The organism is Serratia sp. YWN4 (assembly GCF_055790845.1).
On the sequence record NZ_CM147696.1, the window covers coordinates 2,209,512 to 2,228,751 of the forward strand.

The window sequence follows — 19,240 nt, forward strand, 5'->3', positions numbered from 1 at the left end:
GCTTATCCTTTGGCGAGGGTGATGGCGGTGGTGCTGACGTCAACCACGGTGCCGCTGATGCTGGCGTGGATCGGTGCGCCGAGCGCGCCTTCGGCAATGTGGGCAATACACTGGCCGTGCATCACTTTTTCCCCAACGGCAACCGTCGGGATCGCCGCCGCGCCGATATGCTGGCGTAACGGCAGCAGCACCTGTTCTGGTTGATAATCTTGCGCACTGAACGGCGCGGCGTGTGCCCAAGCTGTGAGTTCCAGGCGGGTCACCAGCCGGGCCGTTGGCACCATGCGGTATTGCGCCATCGGATCGGCATCACGCAGTTCGCCGCTGTAGCGTGCGCCCTGTTGGCGTAATTGTTCCTTCAGCTGCCGGTTGATGCGCATCGGCGAGATATCCACCGGGCAGGCGTAGCTTTCGCACAGGCTGCACTCCGAGCAGGTCAGGGCGCTTAGCAGGATCTCGGGCGTTGCCACCTGCTGATAATTCACCGCTCGCACCAGCAGATGCGGGGGTAATTCATGGCCGATCAGGTGGCGCGGGCACAGTTCGGTACACAGGCGGCATTGCTCGCACACGGTGCGGGCGATGGCCATGACTTCCCGATCGCTGCGGGTACGCCGGGCGATCAGCAGGTGATCGGCGGGCAGTACTAGCAGGCCGCCGCTGGTTTTGGTTACCGGCTCATCCAAATTGGTCAGCAAGCGCCCCATCATCGGGCCGCCGTTGATAAAGCCGGGGTTAGCTACGGTAGCGCCCCCGGCCAGTGCCAGTACTGCGCGGAAACTGATCCCCAGTGGCACCGTCAGCGTGATCGGTTTGGCAACGGCACCGTTGACCGTGAGAGTGCGGCGGGTCACCGGCCACTGCTGTTCCACGGCGCGCGCGATATTCAGCACCGTCTGCACATTATTCACCACCACGCCAATGCTGATCGGCAGCGCAGCCGGTGGCACCCGGCGTCCGGTAGCCAGCCAGATGGTGATCACTTCATCCCCGGCGGGGTAAACGTCGGGGAGAATGTGCAGCCGGATGTGTGGCGGCAGCAACGGCGTCAGTGCTTCGATCGCCTCAGCGTATTTGGCCTTCAGCGCGATAATCCCTTCCCGCGCCCCGGTGGCGGTCATGGCATATTGCAAGCCGCGCAGCAACCGTTCGGCTTGGCGAGGGATCAGTTGCTGGTCCACTTTCAGCATCGGTTCACATTCGGCGGCGTTGATCAGAAAGATTTCCGCCTGCGCTTGCAGTTTGACCGCCGTAGGGAAACCGGCACCGCCTGCGCCAACCACGCCTGCTTCACGCACCCGCTGGCGGATGGTGTCGGCATCGCACACCTGAACGTTCATAGCAGCGCCTCAAGAATGTCGCGAATGTCCTCTGCCGCCGCTGGGCGTGGCGTGGTTTTGATCGTGGCATCGGCCAGCGTGGCGGCGATCATCGCCGGAATGCGCTGTTCAAGCTGGCTTTCGCTGAGTTTGAGATCGGCAAAATAGCGCGGTATGGCGCACTGGGCTTTTAGCTGTTCAATGCGCTGAATAAGCTGATTCACCGCTTGGCGATCGTCGCTTTCCGCCGGGCTGATACCGCAGACGCGCGCTAAACGGGCGTAGCGCTTGCGTGCGCGGGTTTCGGCGGCGTTGAACTGAATCACCGGGATCAGCAGCAGCGCATTTGCCAGCCCGTGGGCGATATGGAACTGGCCGCCCAGTTGATGGGCGATGGCGTGATTAATCCCCAAACCGGCCTGACTGAAGGCGATCCCGGCCAGCGTCGAGGCGTTGTGCATTTTGCCCCGGGTGATCAGGCAATCGCCTTTCCGGCAGGCGGTGGGCAGATGGCGAAACACCAACTGCGCGGCTTTTTCTGCCAGCGCGTCGGTAAAATCGCTGGCGCGCGGCGAAACATAGGCTTCCAGCGCGTGCGTCAGCACATCCATCCCGGTATTGGCGGTGATCGCTGGCGGCACGCTGGCTACCAGCGCCGGATCGAGAATGGCGATATCCGGGTAGATCTCATCGCTGAACAGCGGATATTTGATGTTCTTTTCCGGATCGCTAATCACAAAGGCGCTGGTCACTTCCGAGCCGGTGCCGCTGGTGGTCGGGATGGCAATACAGGTATCGATATTGATACCCTGCTGGCGGCTGAACCAGACAATCGCCTTGGCCGCATCCAGCGCCGAACCGCCGCCAAAGCCGATCACCACATCGGGGCGCAGGGTCTGCATCTGCTCGATCCCTTTGACCACGGTGGCGATGGTCGGGTCGGGTGTAATATCGCTGAACAGCGCGATCTGGTTATCTTCGTTCAACGCCTGTTTCAGCCGCTCCAGCAGTGGCGACGTGGCCAGAAAGCCGTCACAGATGATCCAGATTTTACGCTGGCGGAAACGCCGCAACGCTTTGAGGCTGTCTTCACCGCTGTAGATCCGCGTTCGTACGGAAAAAGTTTTCATACACCCTCGCTCAACGAATGGAAAACGCGTCGGTCAACACGCAACGACGCTGCCGGGCGAAGGTGCGGGCAGAGGTAGTGCCTTCCCCCGTCGGCGTGGCGATGGTGAAGGTGGTAAAGCCCTCACCGCCGACGCCGATCCCGGCATACGAAGGGCCGTTTTTAACGAAAATTGAGGTCTGTAACCGGCGGGCAGCCAGATTAAGCCGCGTGACGTTCTGCGAGTGCATGATCGCGGTGTGATGCAGACCATCTTCTACCTTCAACGCCAGTGCCAGCCCGGCGTCGAAATCCTTGACGCGCACTACCGGCAGCAGCGGCATTAGCTGTTCGGTGGTGACCAGTGGATCGTCCCCGGCGACTTCTACCAGCAGCAAGCGTGGCGCTTTGGCCGGGCAGGGCAGGCCCGCGGCGGCCAGCAGTTCGGCTGGGCTTTTGCCCACCAGATCTTTATTGGCATGGCCGTCTGCCAGGCACGCTTGGCGCAGGCGATCGACGTCCTGCGGTTGAGTAATCAGTAACGCATCGAAGGCCTGCATCTGTTGCAACAGGCGATCGGCAACGCTTTCCACCACGATCAGCGCTTTTTCGGCGATACAGGGCAGGTTGTAGTCGAAAGAGGCCCCGGCCACGATGTCCTGCGCGGCTTTCACTAGTTCGGCGGTTTCATCCACCAGGCACGGAGGGTTACCGGCCCCGGCACCAATCACTTTCTTGCCGCTTTTCATCCCCATGTTGACGATGCCCGGCCCGCCGGTGATCGCCAGCAGGGCGATGTCGGCATGGCGCATCATTTCCTGCGTGGCGGCAAAGCTCGGGTCTTGCACGGTGACCACCAGGTTGTGAATGCCGCAACTGTTGAACACGATCTCTTCGATCAACGCAATCAGGTCCAGAGACACCTGCTTGGCCCCCGGATGCGGGCTGAAATAGACCGCGTTACCAGCGGCCAGCATGCTGATGCTGTTGTTAATAATGGTTTCGGTCGGGTTGGTGCTGGGGGCCACGGCGCCGATCACGCCAAAAGGCGAATACTCAAACAGCACCATGCCGCCGTCACCGGTGATGGCGGTGGTGGTCAAGTCTTCCACACCGGGAGTGTTTTCCAGCGCTGCCTGGTTTTTCAGCAGCTTATCGGCGCGGTTGCCCATGCCGGTTTCTGCCGCGCCGCGCTCGGCCAGTGAAGGCAGATGCGGTTTGATCTGTTCGCGCAGGGCGCTGATGATGGCGCTGCGGGTTTTCATCGGGCTTTGCTGGTAGCGCAGAAAAGCGCGCTGTGCGGCCCCGATCGCCTCATCGACGGTGGTGAAAATGGCATTGGCACGTTGGGCCGGTACCGTTGCTGGCACCAATTGCTCCGTGAGGATGGTGCGAATGAGAGACTCAAGATCGGTAGGGTTCATTATTCATTCCTCAGGTGTAAAGCTAAAATGGCCGCTTGGGCGATATGCATATCCTGCTCGACGCTGCCGCCGCTGATCCCCAGCCCGCCGATAATCTGGCCGTTACGCCACAGCGGGTAGCCACCGCCAAAGGTGACGACTTTGCCGCCCAGGCTGGCTTCTAACTGGAACAGATCGGCGCCCGGCTGAATGGCGGCGCTCAGTTGGTGAGTAGGCGTTTTCATTGCCACGGCGGTCCAGGCCTTTTTCGGCGCCAGTTCGCAGCTCACCAGCAGGGCATCGGGCATGCGGTAGGTCATAATTAAGTTGCCGTGGCGATCGCTAACGGCGATCACCACCGGAAGTTCAAGTTCAAGAGCGGCAGCCACGCACAGTTTTAATAACTGGTGGATATCCACAAACGTCAGTTCTGCCGTGGTTGGCTCGGCGTGAGTGGCGGCCAGATAGCGGGCCACCACCGTTTGAGTGAGTTGCTGCAACCACTGTTGATGGTCTTCAGCGCGGGCCAGGGCGTACAGGCAATCCGACAGCCGGTTCAGGTACTGCAATAACGCCTGGCGCACCGGAACCTGATCCGCCAGATCAATCAGCCGCCGTTCTGCGCGGCGAGCCAGCGTGCGGGCGAAATGCAGCCGGCTGCCCGCCTCACTGCTGCCCGGCAGGATAAACCCCTGCACCGGCGGCAAGGCGGACATACAGCGATCCACTGCCTGTTCCAACTGTTGGATGTGCGCGTCATTGATGGTTTTGTGCTGGCCGGAAGTGACTGCTTCCCCTTCGCTTGCCAGTTCAGCGCTGAAATAGAACAGTTGATGCTGCACTGCGTCGAGCAACTGCTGGTTTTCTGGATCCTGAACCACCCGTGCGCACAGGCTCAGTGCTGCGTTCAGTTCATCCAGGGTGCCGTAGGTTTCCACCCGCGGATGGCTCTTTTTCACCCGCTGGCCGGTAAACAGTGCGGTGGTGCCTTTATCGCCGGTTTTGGTATAAATGCTCATCACGTTGGCTCTCAGTTAATCCTGTTCTCTTGCACATTGTTGCCCCTCACCCTAACCCTCTCCCCAAGGGAGAGGGGACCGAACGTGCCACAAATGGGCTTACGCAGCTGCCCACGACACCGCATCAACGCCCTCTCCCCGAGGGAGAGAGGGCTGAACGTGCCACACATGGGCTTACGCAACTGCCCACGACACCGCATCAACTCCCTCTCCCTGAGGGAGAAGGGACTGAACGTGCCACACATGGGCTTACGCAGTTGCCCACAACACCGCATCAACGCCCTCTCCCCGAGGGAGAGAGGGCTGAACGTGCCACAAATGGGCTTACGCAGTTGCCCACGACACCGTATCAACTCCCTCTCCCCGAGGGAGAGAGGGCTGAACGTGCCACACATGGGCTTACGCAGTTGCCCACATCACCGCATCAACTCCCTCTCCCTGAGGGAGAGGGCTGGGGTGAGGGGGGAAATACGTGCCATATGGCTGGCTAATAGATACTGACGCTGTCGACGATGGCGACAATCGCCAGATCGATGGCGTCATTCGGTTCGGCAAACACCCGGCGGGCGCTGGAGCCGCCAGACAGCAGCACCAGTTCGCCTTCACCGGCTCCGACGGAATCCACCGCCACTTCGTCCGGCTTATCGCTGGCCGGGGGCAATGAGCCGTCGCCGGTCACGCGCCGTACCAGCAGCAGCTTTTTGCCGATCAGCGTCGGCGATTTCTGCGTTGACACCACGGAACCCACTACTCTGGCTAGCTGCATGATTTACTCCTGCCTTAACAGTTGAATACGGCGCGCTGACAGATAATCCTGCGCCAACGGCGTCACCCTGGTTTTAGGGCTGATAATCAGCCAGCAGGGGCCGAGCGTGGCGATATCGCCATAGCTCAGCAGCCTGCTGGCGCTCAGCCGGATCGGTTGCCCCTGATGATCGCTGAGGCTCAGCGGCAAGCGTTGCAGCGCTTTGCGCGGTAAGCTGGGCAGCAACTGCTGATGCAGGCTGATATGCACCCGCAATCCCCAGGACCAAGCCTCGTGCAGCGCGGCCACCGCCGGTTCGGCGCTGTTACCGGCGGCCAACTGCTGCATAAAGCCCGGATCCGGCAGCAGCAGATGCAGGGTGGCATGCTGTAAAAACACCGCCGGTTCGAGCCCGTGCCGCAACTGCGGCAAACTCACGGAATAAACCCGTTGCTCACGCTCCAGCAGCCGCGCTACTACCAGATTGACCAGCCGCTCCAGATTCATGACCGAGGCACCAAGGTGGCGAAAGCACCAGGGTCGTCCACCCCGGCGGCGTTGGCTTCGTCGGTATCGATATGCAGTTCCAGCCGCATTTCTGGTGAAACGCGGATCGCCACATCGTCAAACACCAGCCGCCTCCCGCCGCCCTGAACCGCGACCTGAATGCGCTCGCCGTGCTGCACCCGGTAAATCAGGGCGTCCAGCGGTGACATATGAATATGGCGCTGGGCCACGATCACGCCGTTTTCCAGCGCCAGTTCGGCAAACGGGCTGACCAGCCGGATGCCCGGCGTGTTGTCCAGATCCCCAGACATGCGCAACGGCGCGGCAATGCCCAGCGTGCGGGCATCACTGCGGGAGATCTCCACCTGGCTGCGCCTGCGCAGTGGCCCGAGAATACGCACGTTGTGCAAGCTGCCTTTCGGCCCGACCAGCGTGATGCTCTGCTCGGCGGCGTATTGGCCGGGTTGCAGCAACGCCTTTTTCTCAGCCAGCGGCTGCTGCGGGAACAACCGCTGGTAATCCTGCTGAGACAAATGCACATGTCGGTTGGAAACCCCAAGCGGGATCGGACGCAGGCGCATCTCGTCGAGGATCTTGCTGACTACGGGTTTCAACAACGCTTTTTCCATCAGGCTTTACCTCCTTTCGCACTGTGCAAGCAATGATCGCGCGGGTCCCCTTTCTTGCGCTGGCAGGCAGGATCCAGGCAAAGATTGCAGCTTGCCTGCGTGCTCGAAAAAACCGGTGCTTCTGCCTGCGTAAGCTCCGGGATCGTGGGTAGATCCTGGGCCTGTTCTTCTACCGCGGCAGGCGGCACAACCGCCGGTTCGGGCTGCTGCGGCTGCCAGTGCGCCAGCAGGGTATCTGCCGGGCGGGCCAGCACCGTTTGCGCCACCAGCCCGTTGCGCTGCTCGGCAAAGGCCGCGCCGGTGGCAATCGCCGCCTGAACGGAAGCCACATCGCCGGTGAGGCGGATCAGCATCCAGCCCGAACCGTTGGTTTTTTCCATCCCGACCAGTTGGACGGATGCGGCTTTCGCCATGGCATCCGCCGCGCCAATCGCCAGCGCCAAACCGCTAACTTCGAGTAATCCCAGTGACGTTTTCACGCTGTGCTCCTGTTGTTACCTTTAGGCTGAGGTAGGCAGAATGGCTTCCACATCGCTGTGCGGGCGAGGGATCACATGGCAGGATTTCACTTCACCCACCGCGCTGGCGGCGGCTGAACCGGCATCCACCGCGGCCTTGACTGCCCCAACGTCGCCGCGCACCATCACGGTGACCAGCCCGGAGCCAATCTTTTCGTAACCGACCAACTGCACGTTGGCGGATTTCACCATGGCGTCGGCGGCTTCAATGGCCGCGACCAAGCCTTTTGTTTCAACCAGCCCTAATGCGTTATTCATGTTGTTTTCTCCTGTGATATTCACTTTTGCAGCGTTATTGGCTGCGTTTATTTAAAGGGCAAACCCTTCACCAAACGTGCGGCGTTGTTACCCAAACGCCGCCACCGATCGTCCTCCTGTGGCCCGGCCAGCCGAAACAGCGGCTGATCGGCAGGTAAATTGCGGTAATGCACCACCATCTCGTTGGCGGTGCAGGCCAACCCCACCAGCAGCAGGGAGCGTGCGGCGGCCTGCCAGGCGCGTTGCACTACCTCGCCATCGGCGTCCGGCTGCCAGCGCCAAGGGATGCCTTCTTCTTCAATGCCGAGCAGCACCTGTTGCCATTGCCGTTCAGTGGCCTCTGGCGCGGCGCTGATCGCAATCGTGGGTGCATCATTGGCGGTAATCATCGTGCAACCTCCCGCTGATAAGAGAGGATCAGGCCGGTGGCGACCGCATTGCGCGGGCCTTCGCAGGCGCGGATGTTGCCGCGCCCGGCCACCAGCTTGTAGTGGGCGAGGGCATCGGTAACCAGTTGTGGGATTTCAAAGTCCAGCGACGAGCCGCCGACCAGCACCACGAACGGAATATCGCGGATATTGCCGGTCGGGCTGACTTGGCGCAGGGCGCGTAGCGCGTTGGTGACAAACACCCGCTGCTTGGCCGAGCGGCGAATATTGCGCACTTTTTCCAGCGAGAATTCACCGGGCAACGGCAGCAGATTTTCTGGTTTCACCACCACTAGGCGGGCAAAAACGTCGGCGGGCAGCGGCTGGGGGAAAAACTGCACGCTGCCATCCTCATGGCGCAGGTGGAACAGGCTTTCTACCTTGGCCAGCGGGTACTTTTTGATATCTTCGGCCAGATAGCGATCTTCCAGGCCCAGTTCCGAAGCGATAATCATCGTCACCATGTCTCCGGCACCGGCCAGATGGGTGGCGATGATTTCGCCTTTTGCGTTGATGATCGAGGCATCCGTTGAACCAGCACCGAGATCGAGGATCGCCAGCGGTGCGCGGGTGCCGGGGGTGGTCATGGCACCGAGGATCGCGGCTTCGGCCTCGGCTCCGCCGACCTGCACGTCGATATGCAACGTCTGTTCGATCTCACTGGCGATACGCGCCATTTGCAGCCGATCGGACTTCACCATCGAGGCGATGCCCACCGCCTGCTCCAGTGAGAACTCACCGGCCAGCCCGCCGGTCACATTCACTGGCACTGAGGTGTCTACGGCCAGCAGATCCTGAATAAAGATTTCCCTGGTGGGCTTATTCGTCAGTTCTGCCATGGTCTGGCGCACGTGTTCCAGCATGCCGCCAATGTTGCTGCCCGCTTCACCGCTAACGTTCTCCATGCGGCGACAGGCGTTGACGGCGTTCATGATCGCTTCACTGCCTGCGGCAACGTCCACCCGTAAAGTGCGGCCATCGGCTGACAGCTCCAGATGACCTGCGGGTATCGAACGTGCCTTGACGTCGCCTTCCGGGGTTTTGACCACCACCGCTGAACGGGTGCCGATCAGGGCGCGAGCCACCGGGACGATATTTTTAGTCTCTTCGGCACTGAGTGAGAACACGGTGGCAATGCCATAGGGGTTGGAGAGGGTTTCGATCACCTTGCCCGGCATGGCCACTTCCACCGCCGCCAGCATCCCCATCGGAATGCGGTCGATATGCAGCACTTCGTCAACGATCGGCAACGGGTGTGCGAGGCGGTTGCTCACCAGCACGCCGTCGTCACGTTGCATAATCACCGCAGTGATGCGGTAACCGGCTCCGTTGGCGGCGTTAACCACGCTGGCGACATCGGCAAAATCCACCGTTTTCGGCACCACCAGAATGTAGGGCTGGGACGGATCGCGCGCTACCAGTTCGGCCAGGGTAATGGTGATACCCACCCCGAGCCCCAGCCCGCCGGGGGTTTTCGGGTTGTGGCCGATCATGGTGGATTCGGTGATGATGGTTTCGGTAATGGTCTCCATCGCCACATCGCCAATCACTGGCGTGGCTTCGTTGATGCGGATCAGGCTGATATCACTCAGGGCGATGCCCGCTTTGGCCACCAGCATGTCCAGCGCCTGGCGGATGCCAAACATATTGCGCTGGGTGCCTTTGATCCCGGTGGTTTCCGTCAGGGTACTGGTGACGAACTCGAGCCGCCCACCGGCATCACAGCGTGCCAACGCCACTTCCGTTGACGAGTTACCGATATCCACACCTGCTATGTAACGCATGTCCCGCCCTCAGTGTTAAATCTGTGCTGGTGGTAACGCCCCCTCTCCCAGTGGGAGAGGGCCGGGGTTGAGGGGCAATAACCACCGTGATCTTCCCCTCACCCTAACCCTCTCCCCGAGGGAGAAGGGACGGGTTGCTTGGCCTTAATCGTCGCCTTTGAGTTTCTTGCGCTGCACGTACAGCGCCGCTGCTTCGCGGACAAACGCCGCGCAGATCTTGGCGTGGTAGTTTTTCTCCAGATCGTCGGCGATGGCGTTCAGCTCCTCTTTGCTGGAGCGGAACGGGCGCAGGGCGTTGTAGATATCCAGCACCTTGTCATCGGGCACCGCCGTCAGCTCCGCCGCTCGCTCAAAGTTCATCGCCAGGCGATCGCGGCCCGCATCGCGGGCGATATCGGCCTGAATGCGCAGGATTTCTGGCGTAATGCGCAAGTCTTGCGGCGTGACGCTGCCGTTGAGCACGTTAGCCAGCGTCAGATCGTCCAGCGTTTTGTTGGTGGAGGTTTTCACCCATTCCGGGTGTTTGTTCGCCAGCGGATAATCGGCCACTTTGGCTTTGCTGCCGTTGCCTGCTGGCGGCGTGGTGGTGGTGACGGTTTGCCCTTGTAAGCTGTTCATTTTGCTCAGGACATCGCGCACCATGGATTCAATAGCTTCGGAATTCATTGTGTTTTCCTTTGTTAAAGCTGCACCCGGAGTTCCTGCGGATTTTTGCCGGTCACCACGTACTTGGTTTCTTTAATGTGCAGAATCGCCGATTTGGCCTGATATTTAGGGCGGGCCATCTGATCGTTCAGCGTCGGTACCGGCTGTGGTGATTCCCGTTTGGCGTAGCGGGCGGCGTTTTTACCGATCATCCGGTAGGTTTCCAGCGTCAGCAGCGGTGCCTGCGGGAACAGCTCCAGGTTGGAAAGCGGCGGTAGCCCTTGCTGATGGATCACCGTGGTGCCTTTCGACTGAACGCCGATGGCAATGCCGGAACCGCTCAGGCGGTTGCCTTCCACCGCCACAAAGGCGACGTCGGACGATTTAAAGCAGCGGATCACCCGCGCCTTGATGCCTTCTTCTTCAATGCCGGCAATCAGTTCGCGCAGGATGTTTTTATGCGGCAGGCCAACGATGTTGACGGTCTGCGACAGGCCAAACGCCGGGCCGACGGCAATAATCACTTCATCCTGGCTATTGCCGGGCTTGGCTTCACCCACTTCGGTCAGGAAGCTGCTGCCGGGGGCCGTTGCAGGCGGTGCGGCGGCGGGTACATCCGGTTGGAAGGAAACCGTTTTTTGTTCCACCTGCATTTCTTGCAGCACGCCTTCAATAATCTGGCGCAGTAGTTTTTCGTTAATATCCACCATGACGTGAACCCCTTAATCGATCGCGTTAGGATCAAGTGCGTTAGGAATGTTTTTGATCTCTTCCCAGCGTGCGCCTTGCAGCCGGTAACCGGTGGCCGGGCCAGCGTAATCGTTGAGATCGTTGACTGCCGAACGCACCTGGTTGTTGCCGACGATGATGGCCGACGTGTGCAGGTAATCACCGGCGATCTTGGCCTTCTGGATGTTGAGCATGTCCTGCGCCACATCTTCGAAGCCGCCCTGCGCCAGCGCTTTAATCACTTCCAGGCCGGTGCGGTTTTTGCTGATCACTTCCTGCGCGAACTTGATGTCTTCGACGATGTTACGTTCCGGCATATCTTTCGAGCCGTGGGCGTAGGTGGCGGCGGTGACTTCTTCATCGGTGATCGGCGGTAGCCCCATACCGGCAAACACCGCTTGCAGCGCGCGTGCGGCTTTGTTGCGGATGGCAACCACGTCTTCTTCGCGCACCGGGCGCAGGCCGCCGTCCACTTTCAGGTCGCGTTGCAGCACGTTGTAATCGTCAAAGTCCTCCGCATCTTCGTTGGAACCGGCGAACATGTTGTCGTAGTTCGGCACCGCGGAATAACCGGAGGAGATGAAGTCGGTTCCCGGCAGGAACTGCATCAGCAGGCGAGCAGTGCGGCGCATGTCCGAGTGGGTAAAGGTCTGGTCGTTACTGGAGGCGCACTCCAGATCCAGCGCGGAGCAGATCAGGTTTTCGGCCAGAATGGCCCGAATGCCGGAAGGCACGGCAGAAGGCACGCCCACGCAACTGACAGAACCGTTTTGCAGCCCTTGAACCCCGGCGGCTTTGGTGATGTAAATGCAGCGGGCTTCCAGATAGAGCATGGATTTGCCTTCCGCATAGCCCATCTGCACTTCGGAGCCGGAGCCGGAGGTAAAGCGCATTTTCAACCCGCGTGAAGCATAGGACGAAGCCAGGAAGCCTTTCGACCACGGGGTGTCATCACCATCGGTAAACACCGGTTCGGTGCCGTACACCGAGATGGTTTCTGCATAGCAGGTGTGGCCCAGCATGCCGAGTTTCAGTTCGGTGGCTTCTTCCAGCGAGCATTGGGTCAGCACGCCAGGGCGGCCAATCTGCGAGCCAACCAGCAGCGCGATGGCGTTGAACGGCGCATAACGGGCGACTGCGACGGTGGTTTCCTGCTCATCAAAGCCGCGGAAGGCACCTTCTGCGGCGTCGGCGGCGATCTGCACCGGGTTGTCTTTCACGTTGGTGACGTGGGCCTGCTGTGACGGAGTACGACGCGCGCGCATTTTCTGCATCGACATCATCATTTCCACCACGTTCATATGCGACACCACTTCGACGATCTTCGCCGGGGTCATTGCGGTGGTCAGCGGCACAATGCTGGCGCGGGAGACGTTAGGATCGCACAGCATATTGGCCAGCTTCACCGAATCCATCGCCATCACTTCTTCCGCACGCGCCAGATTGATGCCGTAGCGGGCAATAAAGTGGTCGATCAGGTCAAACTCGCTCTGCGGTTTGCCGTCCAGCTCGGTGATGACGCCGCCGACGATGGTGATCGACGGTTTGGGATCGTTGGGGCTTTCCATGGCGATAAAGCCTTCCTCGATCCACTCTTTGACAAAGCCGTCCTGGTTGACCGGGCGTTTTGCCAGTGCTTCAAATCTTTTCGATTTCATGAAACAGCCTCACTTGGCATCAGATATAAGAAGGGCGGTCGTTTTTCGGTTCGGCACCCAGCGTAGCCAGAACGGTTTTGCCAATCTCACGAGCGGAAATCACCGCCTGACGCACCGCGCCGGAGTCACCGGAGATCACCAGAATCACTTCGTTGCTGTAGCTGGTGCCCTGTGCCGGTGAGCTGTAGGCTACTACGTCGACGTTGGCGGATTTCACCGCCGTATCGGCCATCAGCACGCCGACGGCGGCAGGAGCGCCGACGATCACCCCGCAGGAGCGGCCCACCGGTGCGCCAAAGGCTTTTTCCAGCGCGTAGCTGGCGCGGGCGGTGTATTGCAGCTCGATATGACCGGCTTCATTGGCGTAAACGTCGCCGAAGGTGCGATCCAGCTCTTTCAGCGCCACTTCCACCGCGCGCTTCACGTCGGAAACGTCGTTGCCGCCGAAGACGATCAGAGAGCCGTGGCCCGCGCCGCCTTTGGTATCGCGCGGCAGTTCAATGCTTACCACTTCGGTATTGGTGGCCTTGACGGCTTCATCCGCCGCCATGATGTGCGGGCCAGCGCCGGTGCGGGCGCCGAGAATGCCGATCGAGCGATAGCTCTTTTCCAGCTTCATGGCGCTCAGCAGGGCGCTATCGACGTTAGCGATAACCAGACCCACCGTGTCGCCAATGGCGGTTCCGACGAACTCCGTTAAACTGCAGGTTTTTTCTGCCATAACCGTATCTCGTGTTGTGTGCGTGAGTGGTGAGGAAGCAGCCGGGGTGTGCTCGCTGACTTTGGCTATCACCTGGGCCATGATTTTGTCGACCAGGTCATGGCTGCTCATTGGCTATTTCCCTTCGGTAAGAATTTTTCCACGTCGGTATGTGGGCGCGGAATGACGTGAGTGGCTTTGACTTCGCCCACCCGGGCGGCGGCAGAGGCACCGGCATCGGTTGCCGCTTTCACTGCGCCCACGTCGCCGCGGACGATAACGGTCACCAGGCCAGAGCCAATTTTCTCGTAACCCACCAGCACCACGTTGGCAGACTTCACCATGGTGTCGGCGGCTTCGATGGCGGCGGCTAACCCTTTGGTTTCCACCATTCCTAATGCTTCTTGTTGCATAAACACCTCTGTCAGGACTGTGATGCAGCGAATATACAAATAAGCAACGAAAAAGAATGGCTGACTTAAATTGTTTGCGGAGAATGGTTGGTGATTGGATAATAAAAACCGGATATGGGAATAGGTTATCTTGCTGTTTTTATGGGAGATATATAATTATCGACGTTAACAAAAATTAGCTTTTTAAATTTCTGTTTTAACCGGAAATTTATTATTAGCGTCGGGGAAGGGAAATTGAGAGCTGGATAGCAATAACGGAAGAAGGGCAGAACAATAAAGTGTTATTTCTGCTTTAAATAAATTGACGCCTACTTCTATGAGAATAAATGACTTTTTTAATGTTCAATAACAATAATCTGCTATTGCCAAGCAAGTTTTTCCCCCGCGGTTTAGCTATTGCAACAACACTTTCGTTTGCCCGCTCCTTATAGTAGCTCGCAGTGTTGCTGTTGCCCGGAAGCCAGCTGATGTGGGCTGATTCCTTATCCAATCACGCAGGGGAAGGTTATGAATGATTCACTAAAAGCGCAATGTATTGCCGAGTTTCTCGGCACCGGGCTGTTTATCTTTTTCGGTGCCGGGTGCCTTTGTGCGGCGAAGTTGGCCGGAGCCAATTTTGGCCTGTGGGAAATCTGCATCGTCTGGGGGCTGGGGATTTCTCTGGCGGTTTATCTGACGGCGGGGATTTCTGGCGGGCACCTGAACCCGGCGATCACCATCGCCATGTGGCTGTTTGCCTGCTTCCCGCGCGGCAAAGTGCTGGGGTATTGCGTCTCGCAGATCGCCGGTGCTTTCTGCGGCGCGGCGCTGGTCTACGCCCTCTACCATAATCTGTTTGCCGAAACCGAAGCGGCGAAAAATATGGTGCGCGGCAGCCTGGAAAGCCTGCAACTGGCCAGCATTTTCAGCACCTATCCAAACCCTACCATCAGTGTATTGCAGGCGTCATTGGTGGAAATCGTCATTACCGCCATTCTGATGTGCCTGGTGATGGCGCTGACCGATGACGGCAACGGCGTGCCGCGTGGGCCATTGGCACCATTATTGATCGGTATTCTGGTGGCGGTAATCGGCGCTTCGATGGGCCCGTTGACCGGGTTTGCCATGAACCCGGCGCGTGACTTTGGGCCGAAACTGTTCGCGTTCTTTGCCGGTTGGGGCAAAGTGGCGATGACCGGTGGGCGCGATATTCCCTATTTCATTGTGCCGATCGTCGCTCCGGTGATCGGTGCCTGTCTGGGGGCGGCGGGTTACCGCTATTTAATTGGCAAAAACCTGCCGTGTAATGCCTGCCAATTAGAAGAAGAAAAGATCTGATTTTTATCTTCCTCACTCCCTAACCGGGGTGAGGATAATTTTTGTGATCTGTTTGGGTTAATCTATTAAAATAGATTTCGGGTTTTTTATTAGTCTGATAGGCTTAAGCGCTGGCTTTTAATACGATTAGCGAATCTTATCTTTTAATTTTTCCGCTGGGGATAAAAGCAAAAAAAATAACAATCTGATAACAGTAGGGATGGCTTGTCATAATAAATAAAACTTCACTTAGGGAGGGCTATAATGATTTCTGCCAGTTTACTTAACTCAGAACTCATCAATAAAATTGCCCAAGACTTTGCTCAGGCTACGGGATTGGCCGTCGTGGTCGTGAACATTCACGGTGAGGAAATCTCCGATCTGTTTAACTTCACCTCATTTTGCCAGATGATGCGCCAGGATCCCGTCAACCATCTCCGTTGCCGCATGAGCGACCGCTGTGGGGGGCTTGAAGCCTCAAAATCCAATGAACCCTGTATCTATCGCTGCCATGCGGGCTTGACGGATTTCTCTATCCCGCTGGTGATTGCCGGTCACCTGGTGGGTTTTGTGCTGTGCGGGCAGGTCAGGCTGCAACAGGAGGTCGGGCTGATCGATATCCTTAGCGTCGATGACTGCTGGCAAAAGGATCCGGCGTTGCTGGATGAGTTCCATAACGTGCAGGTGATGGAATATTCACGGGTGATTGCCTCGGCGGATCTGCTGAAGCTGATCGTGGAAAACTGCCTGAAAAAGCATCTGAACTTTGTGGTGATCAAAGATAATAACGAGAGCAAAGAACAGGCTAAGGCGCGCCAGCCCAATCCGCATGAAGCGAAAATGAAAAAGGCGCTGCGCTATATTGATGCTCATCTTTCTGAAGAGTTACGTCTTGAAGACGTAGCGGCCAAGGTGTATCTCAGCCCTTACTATTTCAGCAAGTTATTCAAAAAATATCAGGGTGTTGGCTTCAACGTGTGGATAAATCAGCAGCGTATGGCCAATGCCAGGGAAATGTTACAGCACAGTGATTGGAGCATTGCCAGTATTGCGAAAAACCTGGGTTTTTCGCAGACCAGTTATTTCTGTAAGGTATTCCGCCAGACTTATAATGTGACACCGCAGGCATTTCGCTCGCTGGCGATTGAGCAGCATAATCTGGTGGAGTAATGCGCGGCGTTATTGAACGATGGCGGCAGATAACAATATTTTGTTATTCACAGGTTCTGAAAATAAGCCTTAAGCCCTTGCTGCCACAGCAATAGCCGTGTTCAGAGAGCAATATTTTACTATCGTATGGCCATGTTTTTTTCGCAAAAAAATAAACTGAACATTTTTTTATTAATTAGCTGACGTATATTAATTATTATCAGTAAGACGTTCGATAGAGAAAGTATTTAATGCTATCGCAATGTTAATAAATTGATAGCTGAAATGAGTTAGGTAAAAGAACCATTATCGCCAACTGGATAACTCACAATCTGAATAAATTGTGATCGGGAAGGGGGTGTTAATCCCCCGCAGCCCCCGCTGCTGTGATGCTGACGATTCCACGGTTACCACTGATCTGTAGATCGGGAAGGTGTGGATGAGGATGAAGCTAAGCCAGAAGACCGGCCAGTTGAGCTAGACATTCAACTCCTTCGGAGGGAAGCGGGTTGTCACTAGATACGTGCAGCGTTGGCGCTGCGCGAGCGTATCTTTTCGACACCGAATCCCGACCGAGTGGCCGGGATTTTTTTATGCAGCTAACGGGCAAAAGGGCTTTTCTGATCGCAGGCACCGGCAGCGGCTGTGGCAAAACCACGCTGACGCTCGGCATCCTACGCGCACTGCAACAGCGCGGCCTACGCGTGCAGCCGTTCAAGGTCGGCCCCGACTATCTGGATACCGGCTGGCACCGTGCCGTTTCCGGCGTGGCATCGCGCAATCTGGATGCCTTTATGCTGCCAGCGGCCACCCTCAACGGCCTGTATAACCAGCATCTGCGCCACGCCGATGTGGCGGTGATCGAAGGCGTGATGGGGCTGTACGACGGCTATGGCATCGACCCCAATTATTGCAGCAGCGCGGCGCTGGCCAAGCAGCTAGATTGCCCGGTGATCCTGCTGGTGGATGGCAAAGCGGTATCCACCTCGGTGGCGGCAACCGTGCTCGGTTTCCGCCAGTTTGACCCGGCATTGAAGCTGGCTGGGGTGATCGTCAACCGGGTGAATTCAGACCAGCATTACCAACTGATTCGTCAGGCCATCGAACGCTACTGCGCCGTGCCGGTGTTAGGGCGCTTGCCGGTGCTGGCGGAGGTGGCGTTACCGTCCCGCCATCTGGGGCTGGTTGCTGCACAAGAAAGCGCTGGCAACGATCCCTGCTGGCAGCGGCTGGCGCAGCAGGTTGAAGCCCATATCGATCTCGATCGCTTGCTGGCGTTGACCCTCTCGGCCCACCAACCGGCCGGACAACCCCCGGCATTACCCGCGCCTGAACTGGCCGCAGGCTTAACCCTGGCGCTGGCTGAAGACGACGCCTTTAACTTCTACTACCCGGATAACCTCGATCTGCTGGAGCAGGCGGGGGTGCGCATCCAGCGTTTCAGCCCGCTGCACGATCGCCAATTGCCGGATTGCCAGATGATCTACCTCGGCGGCGGCTACCCCGAAGTGCATGCCGCGCAACTGGCGGCCAACCCGCCGATGCATGCAGCGCTACAGGCAGCGCATCGGCGGCACATTCCGATCTATGCCGAATGCGGCGGCCTGATGTATCTCGGCCAAGGGCTGACCGACAGCGCCGGGCAGCGCCACCGCATGAGCGGCATTTTGCCGGGGGAAAGCCGTATGGGGGATCGCCTGACGCGTTTCGGCTATTGCCAGTGGCAGGCCCGCTCCGACACCTTGCTGGCTGCTAAAGGGGAAACCTTGCGTGGCCACGAGTTTCACTATTCCGATTTTTCCAGCCCGCTGACGCCGGTATTTGACTGCGCCAAATGGCGCGACGGCGTTGCGGTGCAGCGCTGGCAGGGGGGATATCAGCTTGGCCGCACTCAGGCCAGCTATCTGCATATTCACTTCGCACAGCGCCCCGGCCTGCTGGATCGCTGGTTAACAGCCGCCAGGAGTGTGCTATGACGCTGGCGGCCTGGTTGGTGGCTTTTCTGCTCGACCGCCTGCTGGGCGATCCGTCGCACTGGCCGCACCCGGTGCGCTGGATTGGCAACCTGATTCATGTGCTGCAACGCCTGATCCGCCGCGTTTGCCACAGCGAAAGGGCGCTCAGGATCGGCGGCGGGTTGCTGTGGCTGGCGGTGGTAGGGCTGGTGTGGTTGCTCAGTTGGGGGCTTTTAACGCTGCTGACGCAGATCCACCCCTGGCTCGGCTGGCTGGCTGAAGTGTGGCTGATCTACACCCTGCTGGCCGCGCGCTGCCTGGAGGATGCGGCGATGGAGGTGCATCACGCGCTGGAACATGCCGGGCTGGAAGAGAGCCGCCGCACACTGTCGTGGATTGTCGGGCGCGATACGTCGCAGCTGGAAGCCCCGCAAATCACCCGGGCGGTGGTGGAAACGGTGGCAGAAAACAGCGTAGACGGCGTAATTGCGCCGCTGTTTTTCCTGCTGCTCGGCGGCGCGCCGCTGGCGATGGCCTACAAAGCGGTCAATACCCTCGATTCGATGGTCGGTTACAAAACGCCGCAATACCGCGCTATCGGCTATGTGTCGGCACGGATGGACGATCTCGCCAACGGGCTACCGGCCCGGCTCAGTTGGCTATTGCTGAGTGCTGCCGCTTGGCTGGAGGGGCTGAACTATCGCCGCGCCCTGCGCATTGGCTGGCGCGATCGTTATCAGCATTCCAGCCCGAACTGTGCCTGGCCGGAGGCAACGGTGGCCGGAGCCTTGGGTATCCGGCTGGGTGGGCCGAATGATTACTTCGGCCAGCGGGTAGAAAAACCCTGGATCGGTGACGGCCAGCGGGAAGTGGCGCTGGCGGATATCCCCCGCAGCATTCAACTGATGAAGATCGCCGCGTTGCTGGCGCTGCTGCTGTTTGCCCTGCTGCGCCTGCTTTGGGTTGGCGCTTAGAGA

20 protein-coding genes and 1 riboswitch are annotated in these 19,240 nt (G+C 58.7%); of the genes, 4 read left to right on the forward strand and 16 right to left on the reverse strand.

Annotated features, from left to right (window positions below; genetic code table 11):
- Positions 1-2: 2 nt before the first annotated feature.
- The 16 genes from ACX9GT_RS10380 to pduA all read right to left on the reverse strand — a co-directional run bounded on the left by ACX9GT_RS10380 (position 3) and on the right by pduA (position 13,863).
- Positions 3-1,340: a 4Fe-4S dicluster domain-containing protein gene (locus ACX9GT_RS10380; RefSeq protein WP_473190988.1), complete on the reverse strand. Its 1,338-nt coding sequence runs from the start codon at positions 1,338-1,340 to the stop codon at positions 3-5.
- Positions 1,337-2,449 (reverse strand): 1-propanol dehydrogenase PduQ, encoded by a 1,113-nt coding sequence (locus tag ACX9GT_RS10385; protein ID WP_473190989.1) that lies wholly within the window; start codon positions 2,447-2,449, stop codon positions 1,337-1,339. The genes ACX9GT_RS10380 and ACX9GT_RS10385 overlap by 4 nt, the downstream gene beginning before the upstream one ends.
- A 10-nt stretch (positions 2,450-2,459) precedes the next feature.
- On the reverse strand, positions 2,460-3,851 hold the full coding sequence (locus ACX9GT_RS10390) for an aldehyde dehydrogenase family protein (RefSeq protein ID WP_473190990.1): 1,392 nt from the start codon (positions 3,849-3,851) through the stop codon (positions 2,460-2,462).
- Positions 3,851-4,849 carry a cob(I)yrinic acid a,c-diamide adenosyltransferase gene (locus tag ACX9GT_RS10395; RefSeq protein ID WP_473190991.1) on the reverse strand — a complete coding sequence of 333 codons (999 nt, stop codon included), beginning with the start codon at positions 4,847-4,849 and terminating at the stop codon, positions 3,851-3,853. Before ACX9GT_RS10395 ends, ACX9GT_RS10390 begins: the two co-directional genes overlap by 1 nt.
- Before the next feature lie 487 nt (positions 4,850-5,336).
- Positions 5,337-5,615: a EutN/CcmL family microcompartment protein gene (locus ACX9GT_RS10400; protein ID WP_337263764.1), complete on the reverse strand. Its 279-nt coding sequence runs from the start codon at positions 5,613-5,615 to the stop codon at positions 5,337-5,339.
- 3 nt (positions 5,616-5,618) lie between these two features.
- Entirely contained in the window at positions 5,619-6,101 is a 483-nt protein-coding gene (gene pduM / locus ACX9GT_RS10405; protein WP_473190992.1) for a microcompartment protein PduM, read from the reverse strand.
- A complete protein-coding gene (locus ACX9GT_RS10410) occupies positions 6,098-6,730 on the reverse strand; it encodes a phosphate propanoyltransferase (protein ID WP_473190993.1) in 633 nt (210 codons plus the stop codon). The genes pduM and ACX9GT_RS10410 overlap by 4 nt, the downstream gene beginning before the upstream one ends.
- Entirely contained in the window at positions 6,730-7,209 is a 480-nt protein-coding gene (locus ACX9GT_RS10415; RefSeq protein ID WP_473190994.1) for a BMC domain-containing protein, read from the reverse strand. The genes ACX9GT_RS10410 and ACX9GT_RS10415 overlap by 1 nt, the downstream gene beginning before the upstream one ends.
- A gap of 21 nt (positions 7,210-7,230) precedes the next feature.
- The gene (pduJ, locus tag ACX9GT_RS10420) at positions 7,231-7,506 is read right to left on the reverse strand and encodes a propanediol utilization microcompartment protein PduJ (RefSeq protein WP_004090424.1); all 276 of its coding nucleotides are present in this window, start codon (positions 7,504-7,506) and stop codon (positions 7,231-7,233) included.
- A gap of 47 nt (positions 7,507-7,553) precedes the next feature.
- Positions 7,554-7,895 carry a glycerol dehydratase reactivase beta/small subunit family protein gene (locus ACX9GT_RS10425; protein WP_473190995.1) on the reverse strand — a complete coding sequence of 114 codons (342 nt, stop codon included), beginning with the start codon at positions 7,893-7,895 and terminating at the stop codon, positions 7,554-7,556.
- A complete protein-coding gene (locus tag ACX9GT_RS10430) occupies positions 7,892-9,718 on the reverse strand; it encodes a diol dehydratase reactivase subunit alpha (protein WP_473190996.1) in 1,827 nt (608 codons plus the stop codon). The genes ACX9GT_RS10425 and ACX9GT_RS10430 overlap by 4 nt, the downstream gene beginning before the upstream one ends.
- A gap of 144 nt (positions 9,719-9,862) precedes the next feature.
- Positions 9,863-10,384, reverse strand: a complete 522-nt coding sequence (pduE, locus tag ACX9GT_RS10435) for a propanediol dehydratase small subunit PduE (RefSeq protein ID WP_473190997.1) — start codon at positions 10,382-10,384, stop codon at positions 9,863-9,865.
- Positions 10,385-10,398: 14 nt separating this feature from the next.
- A complete protein-coding gene (locus ACX9GT_RS10440) occupies positions 10,399-11,070 on the reverse strand; it encodes a propanediol/glycerol family dehydratase medium subunit (RefSeq protein WP_473191559.1) in 672 nt (223 codons plus the stop codon).
- A gap of 15 nt (positions 11,071-11,085) precedes the next feature.
- Positions 11,086-12,750: a propanediol dehydratase large subunit PduC gene (pduC, locus tag ACX9GT_RS10445; RefSeq protein ID WP_473190998.1), complete on the reverse strand. Its 1,665-nt coding sequence runs from the start codon at positions 12,748-12,750 to the stop codon at positions 11,086-11,088.
- A 19-nt stretch (positions 12,751-12,769) separates the two neighbouring features.
- Positions 12,770-13,582, reverse strand: a complete 813-nt coding sequence (gene pduB, locus ACX9GT_RS10450) for a propanediol utilization microcompartment protein PduB (RefSeq protein ID WP_459398907.1) — start codon at positions 13,580-13,582, stop codon at positions 12,770-12,772.
- Positions 13,579-13,863, reverse strand: a complete 285-nt coding sequence (gene pduA / locus ACX9GT_RS10455; protein WP_459398906.1) for a propanediol utilization microcompartment protein PduA — start codon at positions 13,861-13,863, stop codon at positions 13,579-13,581. Before pduA ends, pduB begins: the two co-directional genes overlap by 4 nt.
- 507 nt (positions 13,864-14,370) lie before the next feature.
- Here pduA and ACX9GT_RS10460 point away from each other — a divergent pair.
- From ACX9GT_RS10460 to cbiB, 4 genes are all read left to right on the forward strand, one after another.
- The gene (locus ACX9GT_RS10460) at positions 14,371-15,180 is read left to right on the forward strand and encodes an MIP/aquaporin family protein (protein ID WP_473190999.1); all 810 of its coding nucleotides are present in this window, start codon (positions 14,371-14,373) and stop codon (positions 15,178-15,180) included.
- Positions 15,181-15,423: 243 nt separating this feature from the next.
- On the forward strand, positions 15,424-16,329 hold the full coding sequence (gene pocR, locus ACX9GT_RS10465) for a transcriptional regulator PocR (RefSeq protein ID WP_473191000.1): 906 nt from the start codon (positions 15,424-15,426) through the stop codon (positions 16,327-16,329).
- A gap of 280 nt (positions 16,330-16,609) precedes the next feature.
- A riboswitch (cobalamin riboswitch) is annotated at positions 16,610-16,795 on the forward strand.
- Between the two features lie 106 nt (positions 16,796-16,901).
- On the forward strand, positions 16,902-18,284 hold the full coding sequence (locus ACX9GT_RS10470; RefSeq protein ID WP_473191001.1) for a cobyrinate a,c-diamide synthase: 1,383 nt from the start codon (positions 16,902-16,904) through the stop codon (positions 18,282-18,284).
- Positions 18,281-19,237, forward strand: a complete 957-nt coding sequence (gene cbiB, locus ACX9GT_RS10475) for an adenosylcobinamide-phosphate synthase CbiB (protein WP_473191002.1) — start codon at positions 18,281-18,283, stop codon at positions 19,235-19,237. Before ACX9GT_RS10470 ends, cbiB begins: the two co-directional genes overlap by 4 nt.
- Positions 19,238-19,240 lie beyond the last annotated feature (3 nt).

Excerpts from the sequence above, each read along its gene's own strand:
- ACX9GT_RS10380 (WP_473190988.1), bottom strand. The coding sequence starts at position 1,340 with ATGAACGTTCAGGTGTGCGATGCCGACACCATCCGCCAGCGGGTGCGT.
- ACX9GT_RS10385 (WP_473190989.1), bottom strand. The coding sequence starts at position 2,449 with ATGAAAACTTTTTCCGTACGAACGCGGATCTACAGCGGTGAAGACAGC.
- ACX9GT_RS10390 (WP_473190990.1), bottom strand. The coding sequence starts at position 3,851 with ATGAACCCTACCGATCTTGAGTCTCTCATTCGCACCATCCTCACGGAG.
- ACX9GT_RS10395 (WP_473190991.1), bottom strand. The coding sequence starts at position 4,849 with ATGAGCATTTATACCAAAACCGGCGATAAAGGCACCACCGCACTGTTT.
- ACX9GT_RS10400 (WP_337263764.1), bottom strand. The coding sequence starts at position 5,615 with ATGCAGCTAGCCAGAGTAGTGGGTTCCGTGGTGTCAACGCAGAAATCG.
- pduM (WP_473190992.1), bottom strand. The coding sequence starts at position 6,101 with ATGAATCTGGAGCGGCTGGTCAATCTGGTAGTAGCGCGGCTGCTGGAG.
- ACX9GT_RS10410 (WP_473190993.1), bottom strand. The coding sequence starts at position 6,730 with ATGGAAAAAGCGTTGTTGAAACCCGTAGTCAGCAAGATCCTCGACGAG.
- pduJ (WP_004090424.1), bottom strand. The coding sequence starts at position 7,506 with ATGAATAACGCATTAGGGCTGGTTGAAACAAAAGGCTTGGTCGCGGCC.
- ACX9GT_RS10425 (WP_473190995.1), bottom strand. The coding sequence starts at position 7,895 with ATGATTACCGCCAATGATGCACCCACGATTGCGATCAGCGCCGCGCCA.
- ACX9GT_RS10430 (WP_473190996.1), bottom strand. The coding sequence starts at position 9,718 with ATGCGTTACATAGCAGGTGTGGATATCGGTAACTCGTCAACGGAAGTG.
- pduE (WP_473190997.1), bottom strand. The coding sequence starts at position 10,384 with ATGAATTCCGAAGCTATTGAATCCATGGTGCGCGATGTCCTGAGCAAA.
- pduC (WP_473190998.1), bottom strand. The coding sequence starts at position 12,750 with ATGAAATCGAAAAGATTTGAAGCACTGGCAAAACGCCCGGTCAACCAG.
- pduB (WP_459398907.1), bottom strand. The coding sequence starts at position 13,582 with ATGAGCAGCCATGACCTGGTCGACAAAATCATGGCCCAGGTGATAGCC.
- pduA (WP_459398906.1), bottom strand. The coding sequence starts at position 13,863 with ATGCAACAAGAAGCATTAGGAATGGTGGAAACCAAAGGGTTAGCCGCC.
- ACX9GT_RS10460 (WP_473190999.1), top strand. The coding sequence starts at position 14,371 with ATGAATGATTCACTAAAAGCGCAATGTATTGCCGAGTTTCTCGGCACC.
- pocR (WP_473191000.1), top strand. The coding sequence starts at position 15,424 with ATGATTTCTGCCAGTTTACTTAACTCAGAACTCATCAATAAAATTGCC.
- ACX9GT_RS10470 (WP_473191001.1), top strand. The coding sequence starts at position 16,902 with ATGCAGCTAACGGGCAAAAGGGCTTTTCTGATCGCAGGCACCGGCAGC.
- cbiB (WP_473191002.1), top strand. The coding sequence starts at position 18,281 with ATGACGCTGGCGGCCTGGTTGGTGGCTTTTCTGCTCGACCGCCTGCTG.